Genomic DNA, 26348 nt, shown 5'->3' on the forward strand with positions numbered 1-26348 from the left:
GCCGCCGCGCGTCTTGATTTTCGTAGAGACGACGCATATAGATATCTTTATATCTAATCAGTCGAGCCCCCGACAAAGGCCAAATGACCGAGTCTCGCCCTCTTTTGCTCGAGCCCGCGCTCGCCGCCCTCAATGCGGCGGGCGAGGAGACGCGTCTGCGCCTGCTCGGCCTGCTGGCCGAGACGGAGCTGACGGTGAGCGAGGCCGTGGCCATTCTCGGCCAGTCGCAGCCGCGCGTGTCCCGCCATTTGAAGCTTTTGGTGGAGGCCGGGCTGGTGGAGCGCCGCCGCGAGGGCGCCTGGGCCTTCTTCCGCCTCGCCTCGGCGGATGCGCCCGGCGAGATCGCCCGCAGCGTCGTCTCCTGGCTCGATCCGCTGGATCCCCGCATCGCCGGCGACCGCGCCCGCCTCGCCGAGGTGCGGCAGGCCCGCGCCGACGCCGCCGCCCGCTATTTCGCAGAGCATGCGCCCGAATGGGACGCGATCCGCTCGCTGCATGTGCCGGAGGCGCAAGTCGAGGCCGCCATGCGCGAGGCGGTGGGCGAGAAGCCGCTGCGCCGCCTGCTCGATCTCGGCGCCGGCGCCGGCCGCATGCTGGAGCTGTTCGCGCCGCAGGCGGAGCAGGCCATCGGCGTCGATCTCTCCTCCGCAATGCTCGGCGTCGCGCGCGGCCGGCTGGAAAAAGCCGGCGCGCGCAATGTGCAGCTGCGCCAGGGCGACATGTATGCGCTGCCGATCGAACGGGGCAGCTGCGATCTCGTCATCGTGCATCAGGTTCTGCATTATCTCGACGATCCCGGCCGCGCCTTGCGTGAGGCGGCGCGCACGCTCGCGCCCGGCGGCAGGCTGCTGGTCGTCGATTTCGCGCCGCATCGCGAGGAGACCTTGCGCGACGAGCATGCGCATCGCCGCCTCGGCTTCTCGCAGCAGGAGGTCACGACTTTGCTGGAGCAGGCCGGCCTCGAGATTCTGCGCCATCGCGATCTCGCGCCTTCCGCCGACGACGGCGCGAAGCTCACCGTATCCCTGTGGCTGGCGCAAGATCCTCGCGTCATCGCCGATCCCCTGCCCAAAGCCAGCTTCGAGACCGCATGATGTCCGACAATCGCAGCCTGTGGCCTCCGGGCCATTTCGATATTTCTTACGAATTCTTCCCGCCGAAGACGCCGGAGATGGAGGCGCAGCTCTGGGATTCGATCGCGCGGCTCGCGCCTTTGAAGCCCAAATTCGTGTCCGTCACTTACGGCGCCGGCGGCTCCACGCGCGAGCGCACGCACAACATCGTCGCGCGGCTCGCCGCCGAGACCGACATTCTGCCCGCCGCGCATCTCACCTGCGTCTCCGCCGCGCGCGCGGAGATCGACGAGATCGTGCGCGACTATCGGAACGCCGGCGTACGGCACATCGTGGCGTTGCGCGGCGATCCGCCGACCGGCGTCGGCACGCGATTCGAGCCGCACCCGCAAGGCTATCGCAGCTCCACCGAGCTGGTGCGCGGCATTCGCGCCATAGGCGATTTCGAGATTTCCGTCTCCACCTATCCAGAAGGCCATCCCGAGAGCCGCACGATCGAGGACGATCTCGATGCGCTCGAAGCCAAGATCGACGCCGGCGCGACGCGCGCCATCACGCAATTCTTCTTCGAGAACGACGTCTATTTCCGTTTTCTCGACAAGGCGCGCGCGCGGGGCATAAAGATTCCGATCGTGCCCGGCATCATGCCGGTGCAGAACTTCAAGCAGACGGCGAATTTCGCGCGCAAGGCGGGCGCGAGCGTGCCTGATTGGCTCGCGCATCGCTTCGAGGGATTGGACGACGATCCGGTCACGCGCCGGCTCATCGCCGCCGCGGTCGCCGCCGAGCAGGTGCTCGGCCTCGCCGAAGGCGGCGTGAAGGAATTCCATTTCTACACAAACAATCGCGCCGATCTCGTCTTCGCGATCTGCCATCTTCTGGGCGTGCGCCCCGTCACCGAGAAAGTCGCAGCATGAGTTTCGACAAGAACCACGGACCGAAGATTCTCGCAGCGCTGGAGAAGGCGGCGAGCGAGCGCATTCTCGTGCTCGACGGCGCCATGGGCACGATGATCCAGCGCCACAAATTCACCGAGGCCGATTTTCGCGGCGAGCGCTTCAAGGATCATGCGAAGGATTTGCGCGGCGACAACGACCTGCTGACGCTGACGCAGCCGGCGGCGATCAAGGCGATTCATCGCGCCTATCTCGAAGCCGGCGCCGACATTATCGAGACCAACACTTTCTCCTGCACCTCTATCGCGCAGGCCGATTACGGGCTCGAGCATATCGTCTATGAGCTCAATTACGAAGGCGCGCGCCTCGCTCGCGCAGCGGCCGACGAGGTGGCGCGCGAGACGGGCGTGCCGCGCTTCGTCGCCGGCTCCATGGGGCCGACCAATCGCACCGCCTCCATCTCGCCGGATGTCTCCAATCCCGGCTTTCGCGCCGTCACTTTCGACGATCTGCGCGCCGCCTATCTCGAGGAAGCGCTCGGCCTGTTGGAAGGCGGCGCCGATATTCTCTTGATCGAGACGATCTTCGACACGCTGAACGCCAAGGCGGCGATCTATGCGGTGGAGGACGCATTCGAGAAGGTCGGCACGCGCTTTCCGGTGATGATCTCCGGCACCATCACCGATCTCTCCGGCCGCACGCTCTCCGGCCAGACGGCCGCCGCCTTCTGGAACTCGATCGCGCACGCGAAGCCCTTCTCCATCGGCTTCAATTGCGCGCTCGGCGCGCGCGAGATGCGCCAGCATATCGCGGAAGTCTCGCGCATCGCCGACACGCGAATCTGCGCCTTTCCCAACGCCGGCCTGCCCAATGAATTCGGCCTCTATGACGAGAGCCCGGAATATATGGCCGAGCTGGTCGGCGAATTCGCGAAGTCGGGCCTCGTCAATGTCGTCGGCGGCTGCTGCGGCACGACGCCGCCGCATATCGCCGCCATCGCCGGCGCCGTGAAGGGCGTCGCGCCGCGCGCTGTTCCGACGATCGCGCCGCTGCTGCGCCTCGCCGGCCTCGAGCCTTTCACGCTGACCAAGGACATTCCCTTCGTCAATGTCGGCGAGCGCACAAATGTCACCGGCTCGGCGAAGTTCCGCAAGCTCATCACCGCCGGCGATTACGCCGCGGCGCTGGATGTGGCGCGCGATCAGGTCGCCAATGGCGCGCAGGTCATCGACGTCAATATGGACGAAGGCCTGCTCGATTCCAAAAAGGCGATGGTCGAGTTCTTGAATCTCCTCGCCGCCGAGCCCGACATAGCGCGCGTGCCGGTGATGGTGGATTCGTCGAAATTCGAGGTGATCGAGGCCGGCCTGCAATGTCTGCAGGGCAAGGGCGTCGTCAACTCCATCTCGCTGAAGGAAGGCGAGGAGAAATTCATCGAGGCGGCGACCAAGGTGAAGCGCTATGGCGCCGCGGTCGTCGTCATGGCCTTCGACGAGGCGGGCCAGGCCGACACTTTCGCGCGCAAGGTGGAAATCTCCGGCCGCGCCTATAAGATTCTCACGCAGGAAGTGGGCTTTCCGCCGCAGGACATCATCTTCGATCCCAATATTTTCGCCGTCGCGACCGGCATCGACGAGCACAGCAATTACGGCGTCGATTTCATCGACGCGGCGCGCGCGATCAAGACGACTCTGCCGCATGCGCATGTCTCCGGCGGCGTGTCGAACCTCTCCTTCTCCTTCCGCGGCAATGAGCCGGTGCGCGAGGCGATGCACTCCGTCTTCCTCTATCACGCCATTGCGGCGGGGATGGATATGGGCATCGTCAACGCCGGCCAGCTCGCCGTCTATGAGAAGATCGACCCCGAGCTGCGCGAGGCCTGCGAGGATGTGGTGCTGAACCGCCGTCCCGACGCGACCGAGCGCCTCGTCGAAATGGCCGAGCGCTTCAAAGGCGCTGGCGCCAAAGCGGCGGAGAAGGACGCCGCATGGCGCGAGGCCGGCGTCGAGAAGCGTTTGGAATATGCGCTGGTCAATGGCGTCGCCGATTATATCGAGCAGGATGTGGAAGAGGCGCGCCTCTCGAGCGCGCGTCCGCTCGATGTGATCGAAGGTCCGCTGATGGCCGGCATGAATGTCGTCGGCGATCTCTTCGGCCAGGGCAAAATGTTCCTGCCGCAAGTCGTCAAATCCGCGCGCGTGATGAAGCAGGCCGTGGCGCATCTCCTTCCCTATATGGAGGAGAACAAGGAGACGCGCTCCACCGCCGGCAAGATTCTTCTCGCGACGGTGAAGGGCGACGTTCACGACATCGGCAAGAACATCGTCGGCGTCGTGCTCGGCTGCAATAATTTCGAGATCATCGATCTCGGCGTGATGGTGCCGACCGCCAAAATTCTCGAGACGGCGAAAGCCGAGAAGGTCGATATCATCGGCCTCTCCGGCCTCATCACGCCCTCGCTCGACGAAATGTGCTTCGTCGCCTCGGAGCTGGAGCGCGAAGGTTTCGACGCGCCGCTGCTCATCGGCGGCGCCACGACGAGCCGCGTGCATACGGCGGTGAAGATCAGCCCCAATTACACCAAGGGCCAGGCCGTCTATGTGACCGACGCCTCGCGCGCGGTGGGCGTCGCCCAGGCGCTGATGTCGCAGGCTTCGCGCGCCGAATATGTCGCCAAGACGCGCGAGGAATATGAGAAGGTCGCCGACGCCCATGCGCGCGCTCAAGCGGACAAGCAGCGCGTTTCGCTCGCCGCCGCGCGCGCCAATGCGTTGAAGATCGATTGGGCCGCCTATGCGCCGCCCAAGCCGACCTTCCTCGGCGCGCGCGTCTTCGCTTCCTATGATGTCGCGGAGCTGGTTCCTTATATCGATTGGACGCCCTTCTTCCAGACATGGGAGTTCAAGGGCCGCTATCCCGCTCTGCTCGACGATCCCGAGCGCGGGCCGGCGGCGCGGCAATTGCTCGAGGATGCGCAGGCGATGCTGACGCGCATCGTGGAGGAACGCTGGTTCAATCCCAAGGCGGTCATCGGATTCTGGCCCGCCAACGCGGTGGACGACGATATCGCGCTCTACACGGGCGAGGGACGCGTCGAGAGGCTCGCGACGCTGCATACGCTGCGCCAGCAGCTCACGCGCCGCGACGGCAAGCCCAATGTCGCGCTGAGCGATTTCGTCGCGCCGGAGGGCTCCGGCAAGGCGGATTACCTCGGCGCCTTCGTCGTCACGGCCGGCGCGCAGGAGGCGAAAATTTCCGAGCGCTTCGCCCGCGCCAATGACGATTACGGGGCGATCATGGTGAAGGCGCTGGCCGATCGCCTCGCCGAAGCCTTCGCCGAGCGCATGCATGCGCGCGTGCGCCGCGAGTTCTGGGCCTATGCGGCGGATGAGACGCTGACGCCGGAACAGCTGGTCGGGGAGGATTATCGCGGCATTCGCCCGGCGCCCGGCTATCCGGCGCAGCCCGACCATACGGAGAAGGCGACGCTCTTCAGCCTGCTGGAGGCGACGAAGCGCACCGGCGTCACGCTGACGGAGAGCTACGCCATGACACCGGCCTCATCGGTCAGCGGCCTCTATTTCGCGCATCCGCAGGCGCATTATTTCGGCGTCGCCAAAGTGGAGCGCGATCAGGTCGAGGATTACGCCGCCCGCAAGGGCGTCTCCGTGGCCGAGATCGAGCGCTGGCTCGCCCCCGTGCTCAACTATGAGACGCGCGTGGCCGAACCAGCGGAGTGAGGCGCGCTCACCCTCCCCTTCAGGGGGAGGGTCGGACCGCGAAGCGGTCCGGGGTGGGGTTTCACTGCAGAGATTCGGGGCGTCACCCCCTCCCGATCGCCTTCGGCGCTCGACCTCCCCCCTCGAGGGGGAGGTGGAAACGCCTCTCCGAGCGGCGCTCCTCGATCACCCGATTGCTCTCAGCCGCCGAGCGCAGCCTTGACCGCGGCGCTCGCCTTGCCGAAGTCGATGCGGCCCGTATATTTCGCCTTGAGCGCGGCGACGACCTTGCCCATGTCCTTGATCGAGGCGGCGCCGGTCTCGGCGATGGCGGCCTTTATCGCCTCCGCGACCTCGGCCTCGGAGAGCTGCTGGGGCAGATATTCCGCGATCACGGCGATCTCGGCGCGCTCCTTCTCGGCGAGCTCGGGGCGGCCACCCTTCTCGTAGATTTCCACCGATTCCTGTCGGCTCTTCACCATTTTCTGCAGCAGAGCGAGAATATCGTCGTCGCCCAGCGTCTTGCCCGTGGCGCGCGCTTCGATGTCGCGATCCTTGAGCCCCGCGGTGATCATGCGGATCGTCTCGACTTTCTGCTTTTCGCCGCTCTTCATCGCCGCCTTGAGGTCGGCCGTGAAACGTTCGCGCATTGTATTTCCACTTCGCAGTGAAATGTTCTAGACGTGCTTGCGATCCGAAAGGATCGCGGCAATCTAGATTTTTCGAGGGATGGCGGGCGCCCGATGGCGGCGCGCCGGCGGATGAGGGTGAGGCATAGAGCGCGGATGAGCCCGGATCAAGACGCAGCGACGGGTTGGACGGTTCCGGTCCACACGGGGGTTCTGGTCCTCGCCAGCGGCGAGGCGATTTTCGGCTTCGGCTTCGGCGCCGTGGGCTCGGCCGTCGGCGAGGTCTGCTTCAACACCGCCATGACCGGCTATCAGGAAATCCTCACCGATCCCTCCTACGCCGGGCAGATCGTCACCTTCACCTTTCCGCATATCGGCAATGTCGGCGTCAATGACGAAGATGTCGAGACCGTCGATCTCGAGAGCCGCTCCGGCGTGCGCGGCGTCATCGTCGCGGCGCCCTCGAGCGACCCGTCCAATTATCGCGCGCTGCGGCCGCTCGGCGAATGGCTCGCGGCGCGTGGGATCATCGGCCTCTGCGGCCTGGACACGCGCGCGCTGACGGCGCTGATCCGCGAGAAGGGCATGCAGAACGCCGTCATCGCCTTCGCGCCGGACGGCGTGTTCGATCTCGCAGCGCTGCGCGCCGAGGCCGCCGCCTGGCCGGGCATTGATGGCATGGATCTCGTGCCCTCCGTCACCGCGCCCGCGCGCTATGAGTGGGACGAGACCGTCTGGCGGCAAGCCTCCGGCTATGGCAAGCGCGACGGAAAGAAGCTCCGCGTCGTCGCCGTGGATTATGGCGTGAAGCGCAATATTCTGCGGTTGCTGGCCGAGGCCGGCTGCGAGGTGATCGTCGTGCCGGCGACGACCAGCGCCAAGGATATTCTCGCCCTCTCGCCCGATGGCGTGTTTCTCTCCAATGGGCCGGGCGATCCGGCCGAGACCGGCAAATACGCCGTGCCAACCATTCGCGAGCTCTTGGCGGCGAAGGTTCCCACCTTCGGCATTTGCCTCGGCCATCAGATGATGGCGCTCGCCGTCGGCGCGAAGACGCAGAAAATGCCGCAGGGCCATCACGGCGCCAATCATCCGGTGAAGGATTTCACCACCGGCAAGGTGGAGATCGTCTCGATGAACCACGGCTTCGCCGTGGATCGCGACAGCCTGCCGGCCAATGTCGCCGAGACGCATCGCTCGCTGTTCGACGGCTCCAATTGCGGCATTGCCCTCGCCGATCGCCCGGCCTTTTCCGTGCAGCACCACCCCGAGGCCTCCCCCGGCCCGCAGGACAGCCATTATCTCTTCGCGCGGTTTGTGGATATGATGGAGAAGGCGCGGGCGTGAGCCTATAGCGAGAGCCATGAGACGCGACGAGGCCATGGAACGACTGAGAGCGCACGAAGCCGAGCTGCGGCGGCTCGGTGTGCTCAGTCTCTATTTGTTCGGCTCCACCGCTCGCGACGAAGCCGGCTCGACATCGGATGTCGATTTGTTTTTCGACTATCGAAAAGGCGAGCTCGGCCTTTTCGAACTGATGGACCTAAAGGATTATGCGCGCGACCTTCTCGGGACCCCAGTCGACATCATGACTCGCGACAGCTTGCACAAGGCGTTGCGGGAACGGATCGAAGTAACCGCGTTGCGTGTGTTCTGATGGCGATCCCTTCGAATGTTCCGCGCCTACAGGACATCCTCGAAGCCATAGAGCGCATTCACGAATGCATGGCTGAGGCCTCGCTCGACGATTTCGAAGCCGATTGGCGACGACAATGGCTCGTCGAACGAGGCGTCGAGATCATTTCCGAAGCCAGCCGGCATCTCGATGATGAGCTGAAAACGCGTCATCCGGAAATTCCTTGGCGGAAAGTGGCCGGCATCGGCAATGTGCTCCGGCACAGCTACGAAACAGTCGCCGCCGCAGTCCTGTGGAAGCTCGCGCAGAGCGACCTCCAACCATTGGAGAAAGTCTGCCGCGCGGAACTCGAATCCATACGAAAAAAGCCTGTTTCTGATTAACAGGCGTAGCCGATCGCGATCGCCGACACCAGCCGCCCGTAATCCGGCTCCTTGCGATGCACGCTGCGGCGATAGCTGAAGCAGCGGGCCTCGTCCGCATAAGTGTCGATGCGCAAATTCTCGAAGGAAGCGACATTTGCCGCTTCGACGCGCCGCGTGATGAAAGCCGGCAGATCGAACATGGAATGACCTTCGCGCGTCGAAGGCGTGAAGAAGCGCGCGAAACCCGCATCCTCGGCCAAAAACCGCGCGACGAACTCGCCCCCCACCTCATAGCTCTCGCGGCCGATCGCCGGGCCGAGCGCGACATGAATATCGGCGCGATGCGCGCCGCGCGTCTCCATCGCCGCGATCGTCGCCTCGATCATGCCGGCGAGCGCGCCCTTCCATCCCGCATGGCAGGCGCCGATGACGCCGGCGCGCGCGTCGGCGAAGAGCAGCATTCCGCAATCGGCGCCGGTGACGCCGAGCGCCAGACCTTCCACATCGGTGACGAGGCCGTCGCAGCGCGGCCGCTCCGCCTCGGTCCAAGGCTCAGCGACATAGAGCGCGTCGCGCGAATGAATCTGATAGGGCACGAGCAGACGATGCGTCTTTGCGCCGAGGCGTTGCGCCATGCGCGCGCGATTCTCGGCGACGCGCGCGGAGTCGTCATTGGAGCCGACGCCGCCATTGAGCGTAGCGTAGACGCCTTCGGACACGCCGCCCGCGCGCGTGAAGAAAGCGTGGCGCACGCCGGGCAGAGCGAGGTTGCCGGCGCCGAGCGCCTCCAATGCTTCACTCATTGGAAAAACCCTGGCAGAAGCGGCATGTCTGGATGCGTCACGGCCATGACCTTGAACAATTCGCCCATGTCGCGCTCGGGGTCGCCGTCGCCGATGAGCCGCTTCAGCGCAATGTCGATCTCGGCGCGCTGCTCCGATGTCGCGCGCTTCTTCAACGCTTCGGCGCGCTCGACGACGCCGAGCTGCTTCAAAAAGGCGCCTTGCGTCACCGGCCCTTGCACTTTCGCGCCGACCGCCTTTGCAGCGCGCGTGAGCGCGGCGAAATCGACATGCGTCGTGAGATCGGCCTCGCCCGGCGCCTCCAGCGGATCGACATAGGCGTGACGCGACACGGCCTGCAATGTCTCGCCCAGCGCCGTCTGCGTATAGCCATAGTCGATGACGAGCAGCGCGCCGCCCTGCGCGACGAGACGCGCGGCGATAGCGCCCATGATGCGCGCGCCGATCGCGCCGATCTCTATGATCGAGCCTTCCGGCGCCGCGATGGTGAGATCGGGCTCCACGCCCTCGCCGACGCCGAAGGCGAGCGCGCCGCTCTCGTCCAGGCCGACGAGGCGCTCGCTCCAGCCGCGCTCCGTCTGCACGAAATGGCGCACCGGCAGCGCATCGAAAAACTCATTGGCGATGATGATCGCCGGCCCCTCTGGAACGCGCGCGACATCCGCGCTCCAGGACGCCGAGATCGGCGCATTGGCCAAGGTCTGCCGTTGCCGCGCCTCGAGCAGAGAGCTCGTCTCGACGAGATGCACATCCAAAGCCGAGAGAAATTCCGGCGCGATGCGCGCGACGCGCAGCGCATCGCTCATCAGCGTGCCGCGACCGGGGCCGAGCTCGACGAGGCGCAGCGGCGAAGGCGATTGCGCGGCGCGCCACGCCTCCTGCGCCCAGAGGCCGATGAGTTCGCCGAACATTTGGCTGATCTCCGGCGCGGTGATGAAATCGCCGCCCGCGCCGAAAGGATCGCGCGTCATGTAATAGCCCTTGGCGGGATGCGCCAGGGCGAGCGACATATAGCGCTCGAGCGTGATCGGCCCGTCTTGCGCGATGAGCTCGACGATATCGTCGCGCAAGGAACTCATGCTTCGACTTTCTGCGGGCGCAACGCATAGATCATGAGCGCCGCGCCGACCACGATCATCGGCGCAGACAGCGCCATGCCCATTGTGAGGCCATTGTCCAACGCCTCCGAATGATCGGGCTCACGGAAGAATTCGCTGACGATGCGCGCCACGCCATAGCCGACGCCGAAGAGACCCGTCGCGAGGCCAGGACGTTTCAGCGCGCCGCGCTGCACGGCGACGGCGAGCAGAATATAGAGCGCGACGCCCTCGAGCCCCGCCTCATAGAGCTGGCTCGGATGGCGCGGCGCATCGCCCGCGCCGGGAAACACCATGGCCCAAGGAACGTCGCTCTCGCGGCCCCACATTTCCGGCTTGATGAAATTGGCGAGGCGGCCGAAGAAAATTCCGATCGGCGCGACGGCCGCACAAATGTCGCTGATGGTGAGCGCGAAAATCTTCTCGCGCCAGGCGAAGAAGGTCATGGCGACGATCGCGCCGATGAGCCCGCCGTGAAAGGCCATGCCGCCTTTCCAGGTTTTCACGATCTCTTCTGGGTGCTGGAAATAAAAATCGCGCTCATAGAAGAGCACATGGCCGAGCCGTCCGCCGATGATGACGCCGAGCGCGACATAGACGAGGAGATCGTCGAGACTCTCGCGCGAGGGATGTGCGATCTCGCCCCACAAATGCTCGCGCGAGACGAGCCGGCGCGCATAGAGCCAGCCGAGCGCGAGCCCGGCGATATAGGCCAGCGCATACCAGCGTATGGGCAGCGGTCCGAGCTCGACCAGAACCGGATCGATCATCGGAAAGGGAAGCGCGAGGATTGGCATGACGACTCGTGGTTGCAGCGAATGGCCGCGAGCTTAGCGCGCGATGGCGCGTCTGTCATGACCGCTTCATTTCGGCTCGAATGGCGCAGGACGGCGAAAGGCGCCCTGACGCTCGAGCATCCAGCCCGGATATTCCTTCGGCAGCGCGCTCACCGCGTCGAGCCGCGCGAGATCATCGGCCGTGAACTGCAGCTTCGCTGCGGCGAGGTTTTGCTCGAGCTGATCGATGCGCCTCGCGCCGATGATGACGCTGGTGACGAAAGGCTTAGCGAGAACATAGGCGAGCGCGACCTCGGCGACGCTCGCGCCATGCTTCGCGCCGATCTCGCGCATTGCCGCGACGCAAGCCCAGGCGCGATCCTTGTCGACGGGCGGGAAATCGAAAGAGACGCGGCGTCCCTCGGCGCCTTCCGGCGCGCCCGGTCCATATTTGCCCGAGAGCAGGCCGCCGGCGAGCGGCGACCACACCATGAGGCCGAGCTTTTCCTCTGTGAGAAGCGGGACGATCTCGCGCTCGAGATCGCGGCCGGCGATGGAATAATAGGCCTGCACCGTCTCGTAACGCGCATAGCCCAGCCGCTCCGAGACGCCGAGCGCCTTGGCGATGCGCCATGCCTGCCAATTGGAGAGGCCGATGTAGCGCACCAGCCCGCGCGAGACGAGATCGTCCAGCGCGCGCAATGTCTCCTCTATCGGAGTCACCGCGTCATTGCCGTGGATCTGATAGAGATCGATGTGATCGGTCTGCAGACGCTCGAGACTCGCCTCGACGCTGTCCATTATATGCCCGCGCGAGGCGCCGCGATCATTGGGACCGGCGCCGGTCTCGCCATAGAATTTGGTGGCGATGACGACATCCTTGCGCTTCACGCCGAGATCGACGAGCGCCTGCCCCACCATTTTCTCCGAGCGGCCGAAGGAATAGACATCGGCCGTGTCGATGAAATTGACGCCGGCCGCGAAAGCGCGCTCGACGATGCGCGTCGCCGCCTGCTGATCGACATCGGCGATCGCGCCCCAGATTCCAGCGCCGCCCGCCTCGCCGAACGTCATCGCGCCGAGGCAGATTTCCGAGACGAAGAGGCCTGTGCGGCCGAGCTGATTGTAACGCATCACGCCGCCTTCGCCTGCGCGCCATATTTGCCGTAGAAGCTCTCGCCCTTCTTCGCCATCTCGCGCAACTCGGCGGGCGCGGCGAAGCGCTCGCCATATTTCTGCGTGAGCTCGTCGCAAATTGCGACGAAGGCCGCCGTTCCGACGCCGTCGATATAAGACAGCGTGCCGCCGGTGAAAGGCGCGAAGCCGAAGCCGAGAATGGAGCCGACATCCGCCTCGCGCGGATCGGTGACGACGCCCTCGAACAAGACGCGCGCCGCCTCCACCGCCTGCACGACGAGGAAACGCTGCTTCAGCTCCTCCACATCTATGGCGTCGGGATCGAGCTTCTTGTCGGCGAGCGCCGAGAGGCCCGGCCACAGGCTCTTCTTGCCGCTCGCCGGATAATCATAGAATCCCTTGCCGTTCTTGCGGCCGAGACGCCCTTCCTGCTCCACCATGAAATGCAGCACGCGCTCCTGCGTCGGATCGACGGCGGCTGCGCCGAGATCCTTCTTGGTCGCGAGATGGATTTTCCAGGCGAGATCGAGCGCGATCTCGTCATTGAGCGAGAGCGGGCCGACCGGCATTCCGGCCATGCGCGCGGCGGTCTCGATCATCGCCGGCGGCACGCCTTCGGTGAGCATTATGTGCCCTTCGCGCACGAAATTGAGCACACAGCGATTGGCGTAGAAGCCGCGTGAATCATTGACGACGATCGGCGTCTTCCTCAGCACGCGCACGAAATCGAGCGCCGTCGCCACGGCGCGGTCATTCGTCTTCTTGCCGCGGATCACCTCGACGAGCAGCATTTTCTCGACCGGCGAGAAGAAATGAATGCCGACGAAATTCTCCGGCTTCAGCGAGGTCTCGGCCAGCGAGCTGATCGGCAGAGTGGAGGTATTGGAGGCGAAGATCACATCGGGACCGACGACGGCCTGCGCCTTTTTCGTCACTTCCGCCTTCACGCCGCGCTCCTCGAACACGGCTTCGACGATGAGATCGGCGCCGGCGAGCTTCTCATAATCGGGCGTCGCGGTGATGCGCGAAAGCAGCGCCTCCTTGTCCGCCGCCGTTGCGCGGCCGCGCGACACCTGGCCGGAGACGAGCTTGTCTATGACGGCCTTGCCCTTGTCGGCGCTCTCCTGATCGCGATCGATCAGCACCACTTCTATGCCGGCGAGCGCGCTGACATAGGCGACGCCCGCGCCCATGAAGCCGGCGCCGAGCACGCCGATCTTGGCGAATTTCGCCGGCGGAATTTCCTTCGGCCGATGCGCGCCCTTCTCCAGCTCATTCTTGGAGAGGAAGAGCGAGCGGATCATCGCCGCCGCTTGCTTCGAGCGCAGAATATGCGCGAACCAGCGCGCCTCGACGCGCAGGCCGAGATCGAAAGGCAATTGCAGCCCCTCGAACACGCTGTGCAATATGGCCTTGGCGGCGGGATAATTGTCGAAGGTCTCGCGGCGATAGATGGCGTTGGCGGCGGGCCACACCATCATGCCGCCCGGCGAGAACACACGGCCCGACGGCGGCTTGAAGCCGTCGACGTCCCAAGGCGCCTTGCCCTTGCCGCCATTGACGATCCATGCGCGCGCCCGCTCGACGATTTCGCCTTCCGGCGCGAGCTCGTGAACGAGTCCGGCGGCCTTGGCTTTCGCCGCCTTCAATTGTTCGCCCTTGAACAGCAATTGCAGAGCGTCGCCCGTCTGCATCAGCCGCGCGACGCGCTGCGTGCCGCCGGCGCCGGGGAAGAGGCCGACCTTGATCTCCGGCAGGCCGACCTTGGTCTTGTCGGAGTCGGAGAGCACGCGATAATGGCAGGCGAGCGCCAGCTCGAAAGCGCCGCCGAGACAGGCGCCGTGAATGGCGATGGCGAAGGGTTTGCCATTGGTCTCGAGCTTGCGATAGAGCAGCGACAATCTGCGCGCGCCTTCGAAGAACTGCTTCATCGCAGCCTCTTCGCCCTGCTCGCGCACCGCTTTGGCGTATTCCACCGCGCTCTTCTGCAGCATGGAGAGATCGGCGCCGCCGGAGAAAGCCGGCTTGCCCGATGCGATCACGCAGCCCTTGATCTCAGGATTTCTCGCCACCTCGTCGATGACTTTTTCCAATTCGTCCATCACCTCGAAGGTGATGACGTTCATCGAGCGGTCGGGGCTGTCCCAGGTGAGCAGAGCGACGCCGTCGGCGCCGGTCTCGAAACGGAAATTGACGAGGTTCATCGGGTCGCTCCCGCAGGCTTGAAATTCACACGCGCTCGATGATCGTCGCGGTTCCCATTCCCGCGCCGATGCAGAGCGTCACCAGCGCCGTGGACTTGCCGCTGCGCTCCAATTCGTCGAGCGCCGTACCGACCAGCATCGCGCCCGTCGCGCCGAGCGGATGGCCGAGCGCAATGGCGCCGCCATTCACATTCACTTTTGCATCGTCGAGGCTGAAAGCCTGCATGAAGCGCAGCACCACAGCGGCGAAAGCCTCGTTCACCTCTATGAGGTCTATGTCGGAAAGGCTCATGCCTGCCTTGGCGAGCAGCTTCTTCGTCACATCGACAGGACCGGTCAGCATCAGCGCCGGCTCGGAGCCGATATTGGCGAAAGCGCGCACCCTCGCACGGGGCTTCAGCCCATGGCGCTCGCCCGCCTCGCGCGAGCCGAGCAGCACAGCGGCGGCGCCGTCGACAATGCCGGACGAATTGCCGGCGTGATGCACATGATTCAATTTCTCGACGTCGGGATGCGCCTGAATGGCCACCGCGTCGAAGCCCGCCTGCTCGGCGAAGAAAGCGAAGGACGGCTTCAGCGCGGCGAGCGACTGCATGTCGGTCGCGGGTCGCATATGTTCGTCGCGATCGAGAATGGTGAGGCCGTTGACGTCCTTCACCGGCGCGATGGATTTCGAAAAGCGCTTCTCCTCCCAGGCGCGGCCGGCGCGCTGCTGCGACTGCACCGCATAAGCGTCGACGTCGTCGCGCGAGAAGCCGTATTTCGTCGCGATGAGATCGGCGGAGACGCCTTGCGGCATGAAGTAGGAGGGAATGGCGATGGTCGGATCGACCGGCCAGGCGCCGCCGGAGGCGCCGATGCCGACGCGGCTCATGCTCTCGACGCCGCCGCCGATGGTCAGCTCGTGCTGGCCGGACATGATCTGCGCGGCCGCGAAATTCACCGAGTCGAGGCCGGAAGCGCAGAAGCGATTGATCTGCACGCCGGGAACCTCATAGCCATAGCCGGCGGAGATCGCCGCGGCGCGGGCGATGTCACCGCCGGCCTCGCCGACCGGATCGACGCAGCCGAGGATCACATCATCGACCGGCGCGCCGTCGAGATTGCTCCTCTCCTTCAGCGCGGAAAGAGCGGTGACGGCGAGGCCGAGGCTCGACACCTCATGCAGCGAGCCATCGGGCTTGCCGCGACCGCGCGGCGTGCGCACGGCGTCGTAGATATAGGCTTCGGGCATGAAGCAACTCCGTTGCTGGGCGAATAGCGAATAGGGAGTAGCGAATAGCTCGTCTCTCTCTATTCGCTACTCCCTATTCGCTATTCGCTTTATCAAAACATCTCCGCCGGCAGGCTCATCAGCGTATCGACGCCCGCCGTGATGCGCGCCAGACGAAAGCCCGTCTCGGGCAGCATCTTCTCCATATAGAATTTGCCCGTCGTCAGCTTGGCGTCGAGCCATGCGCCGTCGCCGGGCGCCTCCTTCTTCTTGGCGAGCGCCGCGCGGGCGATGCGCGCCCATGTGTAGCCGAGCGCCACGCGGCCGAAGAGATGCATGTAATCATAAGATGCGCCGGCGCCATTGTCGGGCTTGGCGAGCGCATTCTGCATCAGCCAGATCGTGGCCTTTTGCAAATCGCCGAGCGCGGCCTTCAGCGGCTCCACGAAAGGCTTCATCTCGTCGGAACTGTCATGGGCGATAAAGTCGCTCACCTCGGCGAAATAGGCCATTGCGGCGCGGCCATTGTCCTTGGCCAATTTGCGGCCGACGAGATCGAGCGCCTGAATGCCGTTTGCGCCCTCATAGATCATGGTGATGCGCGCGTCGCGCACGAATTGCTCGACGCCATTCTCGTCTATATAGCCATGCCCGCCCCAGATCTGCTGCGCCTTCACCGCGCTCTCGAAGCCGAGATCGGTGAGCACGCCCTTCAGCACCGGCGTCAGCAGCCCGAGACGATCCTCCGCGATCTGACGCGCCGCCGCGTCCTCCGAGCGATGCGCAATATCGCTGTCCAGCGCGGTGGCGAGGGCGAGGCCGCGCGCCGCCTCGTTGAAGGCCTTCATCTCCATGAGGCCCCGCCGAATATCCGGATGCACGATGATGGGATCGGCGCCGCCGCCGGCGTTCTTCGCGCCGGTGAGCGCGCGTCCTTGCAGGCGTTCCTTGGCGTAGGCCGCCGCATTCTGATAGGCGACCTCCGATTGCGCGAGACCCTGCACGGCGACGCCGAGCCGCGCCTCGTTCATCATCACGAACATCGCATTGAGGCCCCGATTGGGCTCGCCGACGAGAAAGCCCCTGGCGCCGTCATAATTCATCACGCATGTGGCGTTGCCGTGAATGCCCATCTTATGCTCGAGCGCGCCGCAGCGCACGGCATTGCGCGCGCCGAGCGTCCCATCGGGATTCACCTCGTATTTCGGCACGATGAAGAGCGAGATTCCCTTCACCCCGGCCGGCGCGCCTTCGATGCGCGCGAGCACGAGATGGATAATGTTCTCGGCGAGATCATGCTCGCCGGCGGAGATGAAAATCTTCTGCCCGCTGATAGAGTAGGAGCCATCCTCGCGCGGGCTCGCCTTGGTGGTGAGCAGGCCGAGATCGGTGCCGCATTGCGGCTCGGTCAGATTCATCGTGCCGGTCCAGCGGCCCGCCGCCATGGGCGGCGCGAAGAGGCGCTTCTGCTCCTCGCTTCCATGGCGCAGCAGCGCGGCGAGCGCGCCTTGCGTCAGGCCCGGATACATGGCGAAGGACATATTGGCCGCCGAGGCGAATTCATTCATCACCACGGCCAACGTATAAGGCAGGCCTTGTCCGTCATATTCGGGCGGAACCGCCAGCCCCACCCAGCCGCCGGCGACGAACTCGCGATAGGCCTCCTCGAAGCCGGCCGGCGTCGTCACCTCGCCAGCAGCATTCAGCCGGCATCCTTCCGCATCGCCGCTGCGGTTCAAGGGCTGCAGCCGCTCCTCGCAGATTTTGCCCGCCTCGCCGATGATCTGCGCCAGAACGTCGGGCGTGGCGTCGGCGAATCCAGGCAGATTGCCATAGCGCTCGAAATGCAGGACGTCGTTCAAGAGGAAGAGAGTGTCGTCCACCGGGGCCTTGTAGATCGGCATGAGAGCCCTCCCTGCGCGGATCCGTTAGGTGATATCTCGATATAGGCGTTTTCCCGGGGTCGGCCGGCTCCTCGACGATCATGCGCCTGTCTCGGTTACGAAAACGCAACGTCGAACGCGTTTGGACGCCGAAAGACAAGTCGTTCATAATGCGTGCGAATCGGGGGTTCGTTACGTGCGTCCTGCGCAGCAATAGGTAGAGAGCCGGCCGCTCCCGCGCAATAGGGGAGCCACGCGGTCGGCTCCGCGCAAGCGTTTACCCTTTATTTACCTTCTTCGAAGGAAAGTCCCCGGCGACGGCGTACCCCGCCCTCACAGCGTTCCGGCGCGATTCGCGCCTCTCGAGTCGTCGCTCGTCCAGTTTTCCCCAGGCCAACACGGGTCGAGCCCGCCGGATATCCGATGACAGAGGCATTTCCCTGGAGCTTCAAGGGTATAGATCACGAGACCCGCGATGTCGCGCGCGCCGCCGCACGACGATCGGGCAAGAGCCTTTCCGCTTGGCTCGACGATGTGATCCAAGAAAAAGCCAATTTCGACGACCGCTCTTCCGCCGTCGATGACGAGGAGCCGAGCGCTCCGGCGCGCCGACGCGCGCTGCGCTCGCGTCTCTACGGACGCAATGATCGCGGCCGCATGCGCCGCGACGCCGCGCCGAGACGCGACCTGCGCGACGAGGAGCCGGAAGACGATTTCCGCTCGCTCGCGCCGCGCGGCCGCGCCGAGGTCGACGCCAAAGCCATCGTCGACGACGCCGTCGCCCTCTTCGAGCGGCGCTCGGCCGAGAGCGAGCGCAAGACCGCCAACGCCCTCTCCGGCCTCGCCAAGCTGATCGACCGCAATCATACCAGCCGCGCGCGCCTCGGCGACGATATCGGCGCGGTGATGGATCGGCTCGGCCGCATAGAGGAGCGCATCGCCACCACCCGCCCGGATGAAGGCGTGCGGCCGATCCGCAACGCGCTGGCCCGGCTCGAGGCGCGCATCGACAGCCTCTCCAACGACGATCGCGCCTATGAGTTCGAGAATGCGCTCGGCGCGCTCGATCAGCGGCTCGCCGAAATTGCGGCGCGGCTGGACGAGGAAGCCGAGGAGCGCCGCGCCGCCGAGCTGCGCCGGCGTCAAGAACGAGAAAAGCAAGAGCGCGAGAATTCGGAACGCGAGAGACAGGAGCGCGACAGCCGGCAGGAGCGCGAGCGTCGCGCCGCCGCGCGGCGTCCATTGGCGGAAGCCGTCGCCGAGATCACCGAGCGCCAGCGCGCGCTCGAGGATCAGGCGGGCGGCGATTTCGTCGCCAGAGCGGCGATCGAAGCGCGGCCGGCGATCTTCGACGGTCTCGCCGAATCGATCGAGTCGCTGTCGCGCCAGCTGATGTCGGCCCGCGCCGAGCAGAGCGTGCAGGGCGAGCAGCAGGCGGCCGTCGTCGCCCAGATCGACCTTTTGCGCTGTGATCTCGAAGGCCTCTCCCGCGCCCTCGTCGATCTCGCGCCGCGCGCCTCCGTCGCCGCCGTCGAATCGGCGCTGCGCGAGCTGACCGAGCGCGTCGAGGCGCAGCGTCTCTACGGCGTCGAGGAGATGGTGCTGGCGCCGGTGGAGCGTCTCACCGCCGATCTCGCCTCCATCCTGCGCGATCTCGATCCGAGCCGCATCGTCGCCGTCCTCTATGAGGAAGTGCGCGCGCTGAACGACAAGCTCGCCGAGCATCATGCCGCCGGCGGCGCCGATCGCGCCGCCATCGACGCGATCGCCGGCGAAACGCGCGAGATTCACGAGCTGCTGAAGGCGGTTTCCCGCCGTCCTCTGCCGATCGAGAAGCTCGAGGCCGGCATCGCCGCGCTGACGACGCAGGTCGATGAGTTCAGCGCCGGCGTCAATGTCGCGACGGCCAAGGATGTGAGCGAGCTCGTGCAGAGCATTCGCTCCATCGTCTCCACCGAGATCGGCGGCTCCTTCGCCGCGCTCGAGCGCCGGCTCGAATATTTCGCAGCCAAGCTCGACAACATCTCGACGAAATCGGGCGGCGGCAAGCGCTTCGACGAGATCAACGAGCGCATCGAGCAGGTCCACAAATCGCTCGCCGCGCGCATAGAGCGCAGCGGCGCGGGCGTCGACGTCGATCAGGTCCAGCAGCTCTTCGCCTCCTTCGCCAAAAAGATCGATGCGGCGGCCGAAGCCAAGATCGTCCATCCCGTGGACGAGCTCGGCCGCAAGATCGAGAAGCTCGAGCAGCGGCTCCACCAGCCCGCCGCTCCCACGCAGCAATCCGCCGATGCGGAGCAATTGCGTGAGATCGCCAAGAATATGGACGAGCTGCGCGCGGAGATGAAACGCAAGCGCGGCGGCTCCGGCGTCGATCCCAATCAGTTCGAGCGGCTGTTCGCCTCGCTGGCCGAGAAGATCGACGCGGCGACAGAGGCAAGAATCGTTCATCCGGGCTTCGACGAGCTCGGCCGCAAGATCGAGAAGCTCGAGCAGCGTTTGCAGCCGGTCGCCGCCGGCGCGCAGAAATCGGCGGGCTCGGAGCAATTGCGGGCGCTCGCCGAGCGTATCGACCATGTCCACGCCGAGCTCGCCGCGCGCATCGATTCGACTGCGCGCCGGCGCGCCGACGACGCCAATCTGCAATTGGCGGAGCTGGTCGGGCAGCTCGCGCAGAAGATGGACGCGGCGCTCGATCCGGACGCCGACCGCACCACTTTCACCGCGCTGGAAGCGCAGATCGGCCGACTGGCGGAGCGGCTCGACCGCTCCGATATCAACGCCGATTCCTTCTCCGCCATAGAGCGCGCGCTCGGCGCGCTGGCGACCAAAGTCGAGGAGACGCGCAGCTCCACCATGCGCGTCGCCGAGATCGCCGCCCGCGAGGCCGCGCAGGATGCGCTGCGCGACGCGACCGCCCTCAGCGGCGTTCCTGGCGGATTGCAGGAGGCGCTGGAAAAGGAGCTCTCCGAGCTCCGCAATTTCCAGGACGAGGCCGGCCATCGCACCAATCAGACGCTCGCCGCCGTCCATGAGACGCTGCAGCGCGTCGTCGAACGTCTCTCCATGTTCGAGGACGAGCTGACCAATCTGCGCAAGGCCAAGCCGGCCGCCGCCGAGGCCCCGCCCCGCGCCGCGGCGCGGGTGAAGCCGGCGGCGCCGGTCGGCGACGTCGAGGACATGCTGCTGGAGCCGGGCGAGCGCCGTCCGCGCCGCGAGCCGACGATCTCCCGCGAGAATGATCGCTCCGGCTCGGTGCAGCAAGATTTCATCGCGGCCGCGCGCCGCGCCGCCCAGCAGGCCGCGGTCGACGCCCAGGCCGCCGCGGCGCAGGGCAAAGCGGCGCAAGGCAAGGCGGCCAAGAAGATCGCCGCCGAGCAGAAACAGGAGCCCGAGCGAGTCGCGGCGACGGGCGGCGGAGTGGGCGCGGCGCTGCAATCGCGGCGTCGGCCGCTGCTGCTCGGCGTCGGCGTGCTGGTGCTGCTCTATGGCGCCTATCAGATCGCCCGCGTCACGCTCGACGATCCGGCGCCGCAGGCCTCCGCCATTCAGGCGGAGCCGAGCGAGGCGACGGCCTCCGTCCCGGCCGAGAAATCGGCGCCGGAAGCCGCCGCGCCCGCGCCTTCCGCCAAGGACGCCGCCGCCGCGGAGCCGAGCGCGCCCGCCGCCGCGACTTCCGCTCCCGCGGCGCTCTCCGCGGCGGAGCCCGCCGCCAAAGCGCCGGCCCTCTCTCCGAAACCGCTCGGCGTCCCCTCGCTCGCGCCCGGAGCTTCGGGCGTCGGCTCCTTCTCGCCTAATCCGCAGGCTCCGGCCCCCGGACGTTTCGGCGCGCAGACCATCGATCCTCTGCCGGTCGGCGCGATCGGAACGCCGGCGGCGACCGCCCCCGTGACGCCGCGCCAGGATGTTTTCGCGACCATCAAGGAGATCGCCGCCTCCGGCGACGCCCATGCGCAATATGAGCTCGGCCTGCGCTATGCGGAGGGCCGCGGCGGCGCGCCGCGCGATCCCAAGCTCGCCTTCCAATGGTTCGAGAAGGCGGCCGACAAGGGCTTCGCCCCGGCGCAATATCGGCTCGGCTCCATCTATGAGAAGGGCATGGGCGTCGAGCGCGACTACGCCAAGGCGCTCTCCTGGTACAAGCGCGCCGCCGACGCCGGCAACGCCCGCGCCATGCATAATCTCGCCGTGCTCTTCGCCGGCGGCGGCGACGGCAAGCCGGACTACGACCAGGCGGCGCAATGGTTCCGCAAGGCGGCCGAATATGGCGTGCGCGACAGCCAGTTCAATCTGGCCATTCTCTGCGCCCGCGGCCTCGGCGTTCCTCAGAATCTGGCGCAGGCATATCTTTGGTTCTCGGCCGCCGCCGCGCAGGGCGACGAGGACGCCGGCAAGAAACGCGACGAGGTGCGCGCCCGGCTCGACTCCAAGGACATGGCGGCCGCCAAGGCGCTGGTCGACGGCTTCCGCCCCAAGCAGCCGGACAGCGCCGCCAATGACGCGCCGCCGCCCCCGGGCGGCTGGGAGAACGCCAAGGCGCCCGCCAAGCCGGAAGGAAAGCCCGTCGGCAAGCCGAAAGTCTCGGCGCTCTGAAAGTCCCTGTGTCGCCGCGGCGACAGGCGGACGGATTTCGACGCCTCGCGCCAGGCCGAGAACGGGCGACGAGCTGAAGACCGCGGCGGTCGCGCTCGCGGCGGCTCCGGCGACGGCTCGCGCGAGACGGGCTATGCCCGCTCCTCGACGTCGAGCGCCACGCGGACCGACACGCCGCTCATCGACACGCCGCAATCGGTGCAGGCGGCGCCGAGCGAGGTCATTCGCGACCGGCAGATTCTCGACGTGCTCGAGGCGGCGCATGGAACGGCAAGGGACGCCTTCCTACGCTGGCAATGGCCGCGTCATTCGGGACAGGCTTTCGGCATGACGGGCACTGATGATGATGGCGAGCGGATTGCTCTGTCCGCTGCTGTTCGTCACCGGACTCATCCGCTGGCTGCAGAAGAGACGCGCCCGGCGCGCTCGTGCGCAGGCGGGATGAATTTCGCGCGCAGTCCGCTTCTGCTATAAGACGGCGCCCGCGCGGCGCCCGTCGCGCGGGCGAGGAGCCCTCATGTCGGATCAGGACAAGCTCGCATTGCTCGAGCGCATCGCCGCCGCGCTGGAGCGGCTCGCCCCGCCGCCGCCGCGCGCGCCGGATTTTTCCTGCGCGGAAGCCTTCGTCTGGCGGGCGGCGCGCGGCGAATTCTCGGCGGTCGCGCAGATCAATCGCGTCGATCTCTCGCTGCTCGAGGGCGTGGCGCGGCAGCGCGATCAGCTCATCGACAATACGCGCCGCTTCGCGCGCGGGCTGCCGGCCAACAACGCTTTGCTGTGGGGCGCGCGCGGCATGGGCAAATCCTCGCTGGTCAAGGCCGTTCATGCGGCCGTCGCGCGCGAGAAGGATTGTTTGCGGCCGCTGAAGCTCATCGAGATTCATCGCGAGGACATAGAGAGCCTGCCGACGCTGCTCGCCATTCTGCGCGAAAAGCCGTTCGGCTTTCTGCTGTTTTGCGACGATCTCTCCTTCGACGGCGCCGAGACGAGCTATAAATCCTTGAAGTCCGTGCTGGAGGGCGGCGTCGAGGGGCGGCCGCGCAACGCCCTCTTCTACGCCACCTCCAACCGGCGGCACTTGTTGCCGCGTGACATGATGGAGAACGAGCGCTCCTCGGCGATCGATCCCGGCGAAGCGGTGGAGGAGAAGGTCTCGCTCTCCGATCGTTTCGGCCTCTGGCTCGGCTTCCACAATTGCTCGCAGGACGATTATCTCGCCATGGTGTTCGGCTACGCCCGCCATCATGGGCTCGATGCGCCGCGAGAAGAGATCGCGCGCGAGGCGTTGGAATGGTCGATCACCCGCGGCGCGCGCTCGGGGCGCGTCGCCTGGCAATATGTGCAGGAGCTCGCCGGACGGCTGGGCGAGCGCCTCGACGGCTGATCAGCTCGCGTCGCGGAGCGGCAGCGCGATGAAGAAGGTCGCGCCGACATCGGGCTGCGCCTCGACGCTGAGGCGCCAGCCATGGCGATCGGCGATCGCCTTGCAGATGGCGAGGCCGACGCCCGAGCCCGGATAATCGACCTTGCTGTGCAATTGTTTCAGCGGCTCGAATATCTTGTGCGCATATTGCGCCTCGAAGCCGATGCCCTCGTCGGCTATGGCGAGGCAGAGCGAATTCTCGTCGCGAAAGGCCCTGACGTCGATCGTCGCCGGCAATCCGGGCTTTCTGTATTTGATGGCGTTGGCGAGAATATTCTGCACCAGACGCTGAAATTGCGTGGCGTCGGCCTCGATGGCGACATCGGGCAGATCGATCTCCACCTGCGCTCTGGTCTCGGCGATCGTCTGCGACAAGGCCGCGAGCGCGAGCTCGATCGCCGCGCGCAGATCGAACGAGGCGAGCTCGAGCTCATCGTTCACGATGCGCGAGAAGGACAGAAGATCCTGCACCAGCGCGCGGGCGCGCAGCGCGGAAAGCCGCATCACCTCATTGGCGCGCAGAATCTCGTCCGTGTCGCGGCGCAGAATGGCCTCCTCCATCAGATCGCCGAAGACCGCGATCTTGCGCAGCGGCTCCTGAAGATCCTGCGAGGCGACGAAGGCGAAACGCGCGAGACGCTCATTGACGCGCTCGAGCTCCTCGGCGCGCACGATGAGCGCCGCCTCCTCGGCGTTGGTTTCGCGCAGATCGACGATCATCGCCAGAAGGATCGTCGCGCCGTCGCGCGCGAGCGAGGAGAAATGCGTATCGACCGGAAAACGCGCCCCATCGCGGCGAAGGCCTTGCAGGCCGAGATCGGAGCCGCCGGCGACCGGCGACGCTCCCGGCAGCAGAAGGGAGAGCGGCAGGCCGACGATCTCCGCCTCGGCGACAAAGCCGAACATGCGCCGCGCCCAGGCGTTGGCGCCGATGATCTTCCCCAATTGGTCGACGAGCAGAAACCCCGCGACTGTCTCATCGAACACGAGTCGACGCCAGTCGTCGGCCGTCGCGGCCTCCGACATTCTCCCTCCTTATGATCGTATCCGGCCGCAGCGCGGTTTCTCCGCGCGCATTATCGAGCTCTCGTCTCTCCGAATACAGTCTCCCTTTGCGAATACTGGCCTGAGGCCACGCCGAGGTAAAGAAAAAATTGACACGACACTCGCTCGATTTGCCGAATAGCTAGGACTGTGCCGAGTCGAATGTGTTTTGAAGCGCTGACAATTCGATTAAATTCGGTTCTATTCTCTCGAACGTCTTCGGCTCGGCCCGCCTGTATTGCGGGGCGGAGTGTGAGCGCCCTTCGTGGCGTTCCTCCCGATCGGGGGCGCGCCGCGCGTCACACCTTGCCGCCCCGATAGAGAACGAGCTCCGGCCGCCCCGCCGCGGCGGGGCGCACCACGCGCCGGCTGGCCGGCTCCAGCAGACGAAAGCGCGCCTCGCTCGGCGCGATGATGCGAAAGGATTTCAGCCGCAGCGGATCGGCCGGGGCGACGCCGAGCCAGCGCGGACGACGGGCGGGCGCGAGAGCCCCGAGGACGCGGGAGTGCGTCTTGCCGAAATGACGCAAGGGCAGCAGGAGCAGCTCGAGCTCCAATAGGTCGCCGTCGTCGCCGGCGCGCCCCTCGACTCCGGCGACCACAGGCGCCACCCCGTCGATGACGGTCAGCATGACCGAGGCGAGCGTGCGACGGTCGTCGGGAGACCACAGATCGAGAAAGGACTTGCCTTTCTGCTCGTCGAGCCAGAGCGCATTGAGCCGTGTGCCGCACAGCCGGATCGGAAAGCGGCCCGCCTCATCGATTTCGATGATGAAGGAGTCGGGCAGCGCCTCGCGAATCTCCGCCGGGTCGATCTCGGATCGCTCGGGAGCCGACCGCGCCCCTTTCAGGCGGCTCCAATAGGCGTAGAGTTGCTGGTTGACCTTGTGTCTCATTTTGTTTCCAAAACGGCGTATCGTGAAGGGCTTTGCGTCGAATCGGCGCGCCCTGCCGCCCGCCCCCGAGCGGCGAGAGCTGAAGAGCAGGCCGCGTGCCAGCGGCAAGGAATCGGTAACCACGCGGAAGGGCTGTCCGCACAATTCGAAGACGGAAGAGACATGAACGAGCGCTTGGGAGCGAGACCCGAGAGAGAGAAAATCCTCAATCTGCCCCGTGAGGTGACGGCGCTGCTCATCGCGCTCGCGGCGATCCAGATCGCTGCGGGCGCGCTGCCGCGATCGTGGGTCTCCGAGATTTTCTCGGCGCTGGCCTTCGTTCCGGCGCGGATTTCCATCGTCCTCGCGCCGGAGGCTTTCATGCGCTCCCTGGCGGGCGAGCTCGCGCCCGGCGTCGAGGCCGGCGATATCGCCGAGGCTCTGGGCGCCGAGCATCTGCCCTGGTGGACTTTCGTGACCTATGCGCTGCTGCACGCCAATTGGACGCATCTCGCCGTCAATGGCGTGACGCTCGCGGCCTTCGGCTCGCCTCTCGCGCGCCGTTTCGGCGCGGCGCGCTTCCTCGCCTTTCTGGCATTGACGGCGGCGGCGGGCGCGGCGGCGCATTTCGCGGTCCATCCCTTCGATCTCGGTCCGGTCGTCGGCGCCTCCGCCGCCATCTCGGGAACCATGGCGGCGAGCGCGCGTTTCGCTTTCGCCCAGGATGCGCAGTTCGGCGTCCCGCACGAGTCGCGGCGCGCGGCGAGCCTCGCCGAGCTCTGGTCCAACCGGCGCGCGCTCGCTTTCGTCGGACTCTGGTTCGCGGTCAATCTGATCTTCGGCCTGTTCCCCGGGGCGGCGGGGTCGACGGAGCAGATCGCCTGGGAGGCGCATGTCGGAGGCTTCGCGGCCGGCCTTTTGCTGTTCGGCGCATTCGACCGCCGGCGCGAGGGAGGCCGTGAGTAACCGCAACAACTAGCCG

19 protein-coding genes are annotated in these 26348 nt (G+C 66.1%); 9 read left to right on the forward strand and 10 right to left on the reverse strand.

What is annotated here, in order from left to right; translation table 11 throughout:
• Positions 1–83: 83 nt before the first annotated feature.
• The 3 genes from FMZ75_RS09445 to metH are packed head-to-tail and all read left to right on the forward strand — an operon-like array spanning position 84 to position 5709.
• Positions 84–1094, forward strand: a complete 1011-nt coding sequence (locus FMZ75_RS09445; protein WP_142861295.1) for a metalloregulator ArsR/SmtB family transcription factor — start codon at positions 84–86, stop codon at positions 1092–1094.
• Positions 1094–1990 carry a methylenetetrahydrofolate reductase [NAD(P)H] gene (gene metF / locus FMZ75_RS09450; RefSeq protein ID WP_166142492.1) on the forward strand — a complete coding sequence of 299 codons (897 nt, stop codon included), beginning with the start codon at positions 1094–1096 and terminating at the stop codon, positions 1988–1990. The genes FMZ75_RS09445 and metF overlap by 1 nt, the downstream gene beginning before the upstream one ends.
• Complete coding sequence (metH, locus tag FMZ75_RS09455; RefSeq protein ID WP_166142422.1) at positions 1987–5709, forward strand: methionine synthase; 3723 nt, start codon at positions 1987–1989, stop codon at positions 5707–5709. The genes metF and metH overlap by 4 nt, the downstream gene beginning before the upstream one ends.
• 179 nt (positions 5710–5888) lie before the next feature.
• Here metH and FMZ75_RS09460 read toward each other — a convergent pair whose 3' ends face one another.
• Positions 5889–6338, reverse strand: coding sequence for a GatB/YqeY domain-containing protein (locus FMZ75_RS09460; RefSeq protein WP_166142424.1), 450 nt, complete (start codon positions 6336–6338; stop codon positions 5889–5891).
• 135 nt (positions 6339–6473) lie between these two features.
• Here FMZ75_RS09460 and carA point away from each other — a divergent pair, with 135 nt between their 5' ends.
• From carA to FMZ75_RS09475, 3 genes are all read left to right on the forward strand, one after another.
• A complete protein-coding gene (gene carA, locus FMZ75_RS09465) occupies positions 6474–7664 on the forward strand; it encodes a glutamine-hydrolyzing carbamoyl-phosphate synthase small subunit (RefSeq protein ID WP_166142426.1) in 1191 nt (396 codons plus the stop codon).
• Positions 7665–7698: 34 nt separating this feature from the next.
• A complete protein-coding gene (locus tag FMZ75_RS09470) occupies positions 7699–7974 on the forward strand; it encodes a nucleotidyltransferase family protein (protein WP_370464694.1) in 276 nt (91 codons plus the stop codon).
• A gap of 68 nt (positions 7975–8042) precedes the next feature.
• A complete protein-coding gene (locus FMZ75_RS09475) occupies positions 8043–8336 on the forward strand; it encodes a DUF86 domain-containing protein (RefSeq protein ID WP_246728879.1) in 294 nt (97 codons plus the stop codon).
• Here the strand turns inward: FMZ75_RS09475 and pgeF are convergent.
• The 7 genes from pgeF to FMZ75_RS09510 all read right to left on the reverse strand — a co-directional run bounded on the left by pgeF (position 8333) and on the right by FMZ75_RS09510 (position 17452).
• Complete coding sequence (gene pgeF / locus FMZ75_RS09480; protein ID WP_166142428.1) at positions 8333–9121, reverse strand: peptidoglycan editing factor PgeF; 789 nt, start codon at positions 9119–9121, stop codon at positions 8333–8335. The two genes, FMZ75_RS09475 and pgeF, sit on opposite strands and share 4 nt — an antisense overlap.
• Entirely contained in the window at positions 9118–10200 is a 1083-nt protein-coding gene (locus tag FMZ75_RS09485; RefSeq protein WP_166142429.1) for a class I SAM-dependent methyltransferase, read from the reverse strand. Before FMZ75_RS09485 ends, pgeF begins: the two co-directional genes overlap by 4 nt.
• Entirely contained in the window at positions 10197–11015 is an 819-nt protein-coding gene (lgt, locus tag FMZ75_RS09490) for a prolipoprotein diacylglyceryl transferase (protein ID WP_166142431.1), read from the reverse strand. Before lgt ends, FMZ75_RS09485 begins: the two co-directional genes overlap by 4 nt.
• A 66-nt stretch (positions 11016–11081) precedes the next feature.
• On the reverse strand, positions 11082–12128 hold the full coding sequence (locus FMZ75_RS09495) for an aldo/keto reductase (RefSeq protein WP_166142433.1): 1047 nt from the start codon (positions 12126–12128) through the stop codon (positions 11082–11084).
• Positions 12128–14335: a 3-hydroxyacyl-CoA dehydrogenase NAD-binding domain-containing protein gene (locus FMZ75_RS09500; protein ID WP_166142434.1), complete on the reverse strand. Its 2208-nt coding sequence runs from the start codon at positions 14333–14335 to the stop codon at positions 12128–12130. Before FMZ75_RS09500 ends, FMZ75_RS09495 begins: the two co-directional genes overlap by 1 nt.
• Before the next feature lie 25 nt (positions 14336–14360).
• The gene (locus FMZ75_RS09505) at positions 14361–15569 is read right to left on the reverse strand and encodes an acetyl-CoA C-acetyltransferase (RefSeq protein ID WP_166142436.1); all 1209 of its coding nucleotides are present in this window, start codon (positions 15567–15569) and stop codon (positions 14361–14363) included.
• 92 nt (positions 15570–15661) lie between these two features.
• Positions 15662–17452, reverse strand: coding sequence for an acyl-CoA dehydrogenase C-terminal domain-containing protein (locus FMZ75_RS09510; protein WP_166142439.1), 1791 nt, complete (start codon positions 17450–17452; stop codon positions 15662–15664).
• Positions 17453–17854: 402 nt separating this feature from the next.
• Here FMZ75_RS09510 and FMZ75_RS09515 point away from each other — a divergent pair, with 402 nt between their 5' ends.
• Positions 17855–22024: an SEL1-like repeat protein gene (locus tag FMZ75_RS09515; RefSeq protein ID WP_166142441.1), complete on the forward strand. Its 4170-nt coding sequence runs from the start codon at positions 17855–17857 to the stop codon at positions 22022–22024.
• Positions 22025–22541: 517 nt separating this feature from the next.
• The gene (locus tag FMZ75_RS09520) at positions 22542–23408 is read left to right on the forward strand and encodes an ATP-binding protein (protein WP_166142443.1); all 867 of its coding nucleotides are present in this window, start codon (positions 22542–22544) and stop codon (positions 23406–23408) included.
• Here the strand turns inward: FMZ75_RS09520 and FMZ75_RS09525 are convergent, their stop codons facing one another.
• Both FMZ75_RS09525 and FMZ75_RS09530 read right to left on the reverse strand, forming a co-directional pair.
• Complete coding sequence (locus tag FMZ75_RS09525) at positions 23409–24473, reverse strand: ATP-binding protein (protein WP_166142445.1); 1065 nt, start codon at positions 24471–24473, stop codon at positions 23409–23411.
• 317 nt (positions 24474–24790) lie between these two features.
• Positions 24791–25387: a PAS domain-containing protein gene (locus FMZ75_RS09530; protein WP_108917727.1), complete on the reverse strand. Its 597-nt coding sequence runs from the start codon at positions 25385–25387 to the stop codon at positions 24791–24793.
• Positions 25388–25549: 162 nt separating this feature from the next.
• On the opposite strand from FMZ75_RS09530, the gene FMZ75_RS09535 reads away from it, so the two are divergent.
• Positions 25550–26332, forward strand: a complete 783-nt coding sequence (locus tag FMZ75_RS09535; RefSeq protein WP_142861307.1) for a rhomboid family intramembrane serine protease — start codon at positions 25550–25552, stop codon at positions 26330–26332.
• The last annotated feature ends 16 nt before the right edge of the window (positions 26333–26348 follow it).

The organism is Methylosinus sp. RM1 (genome assembly GCF_011378635.1).
GTDB lineage: Bacteria > Pseudomonadota > Alphaproteobacteria > Rhizobiales > Beijerinckiaceae > Methylosinus > Methylosinus sporium.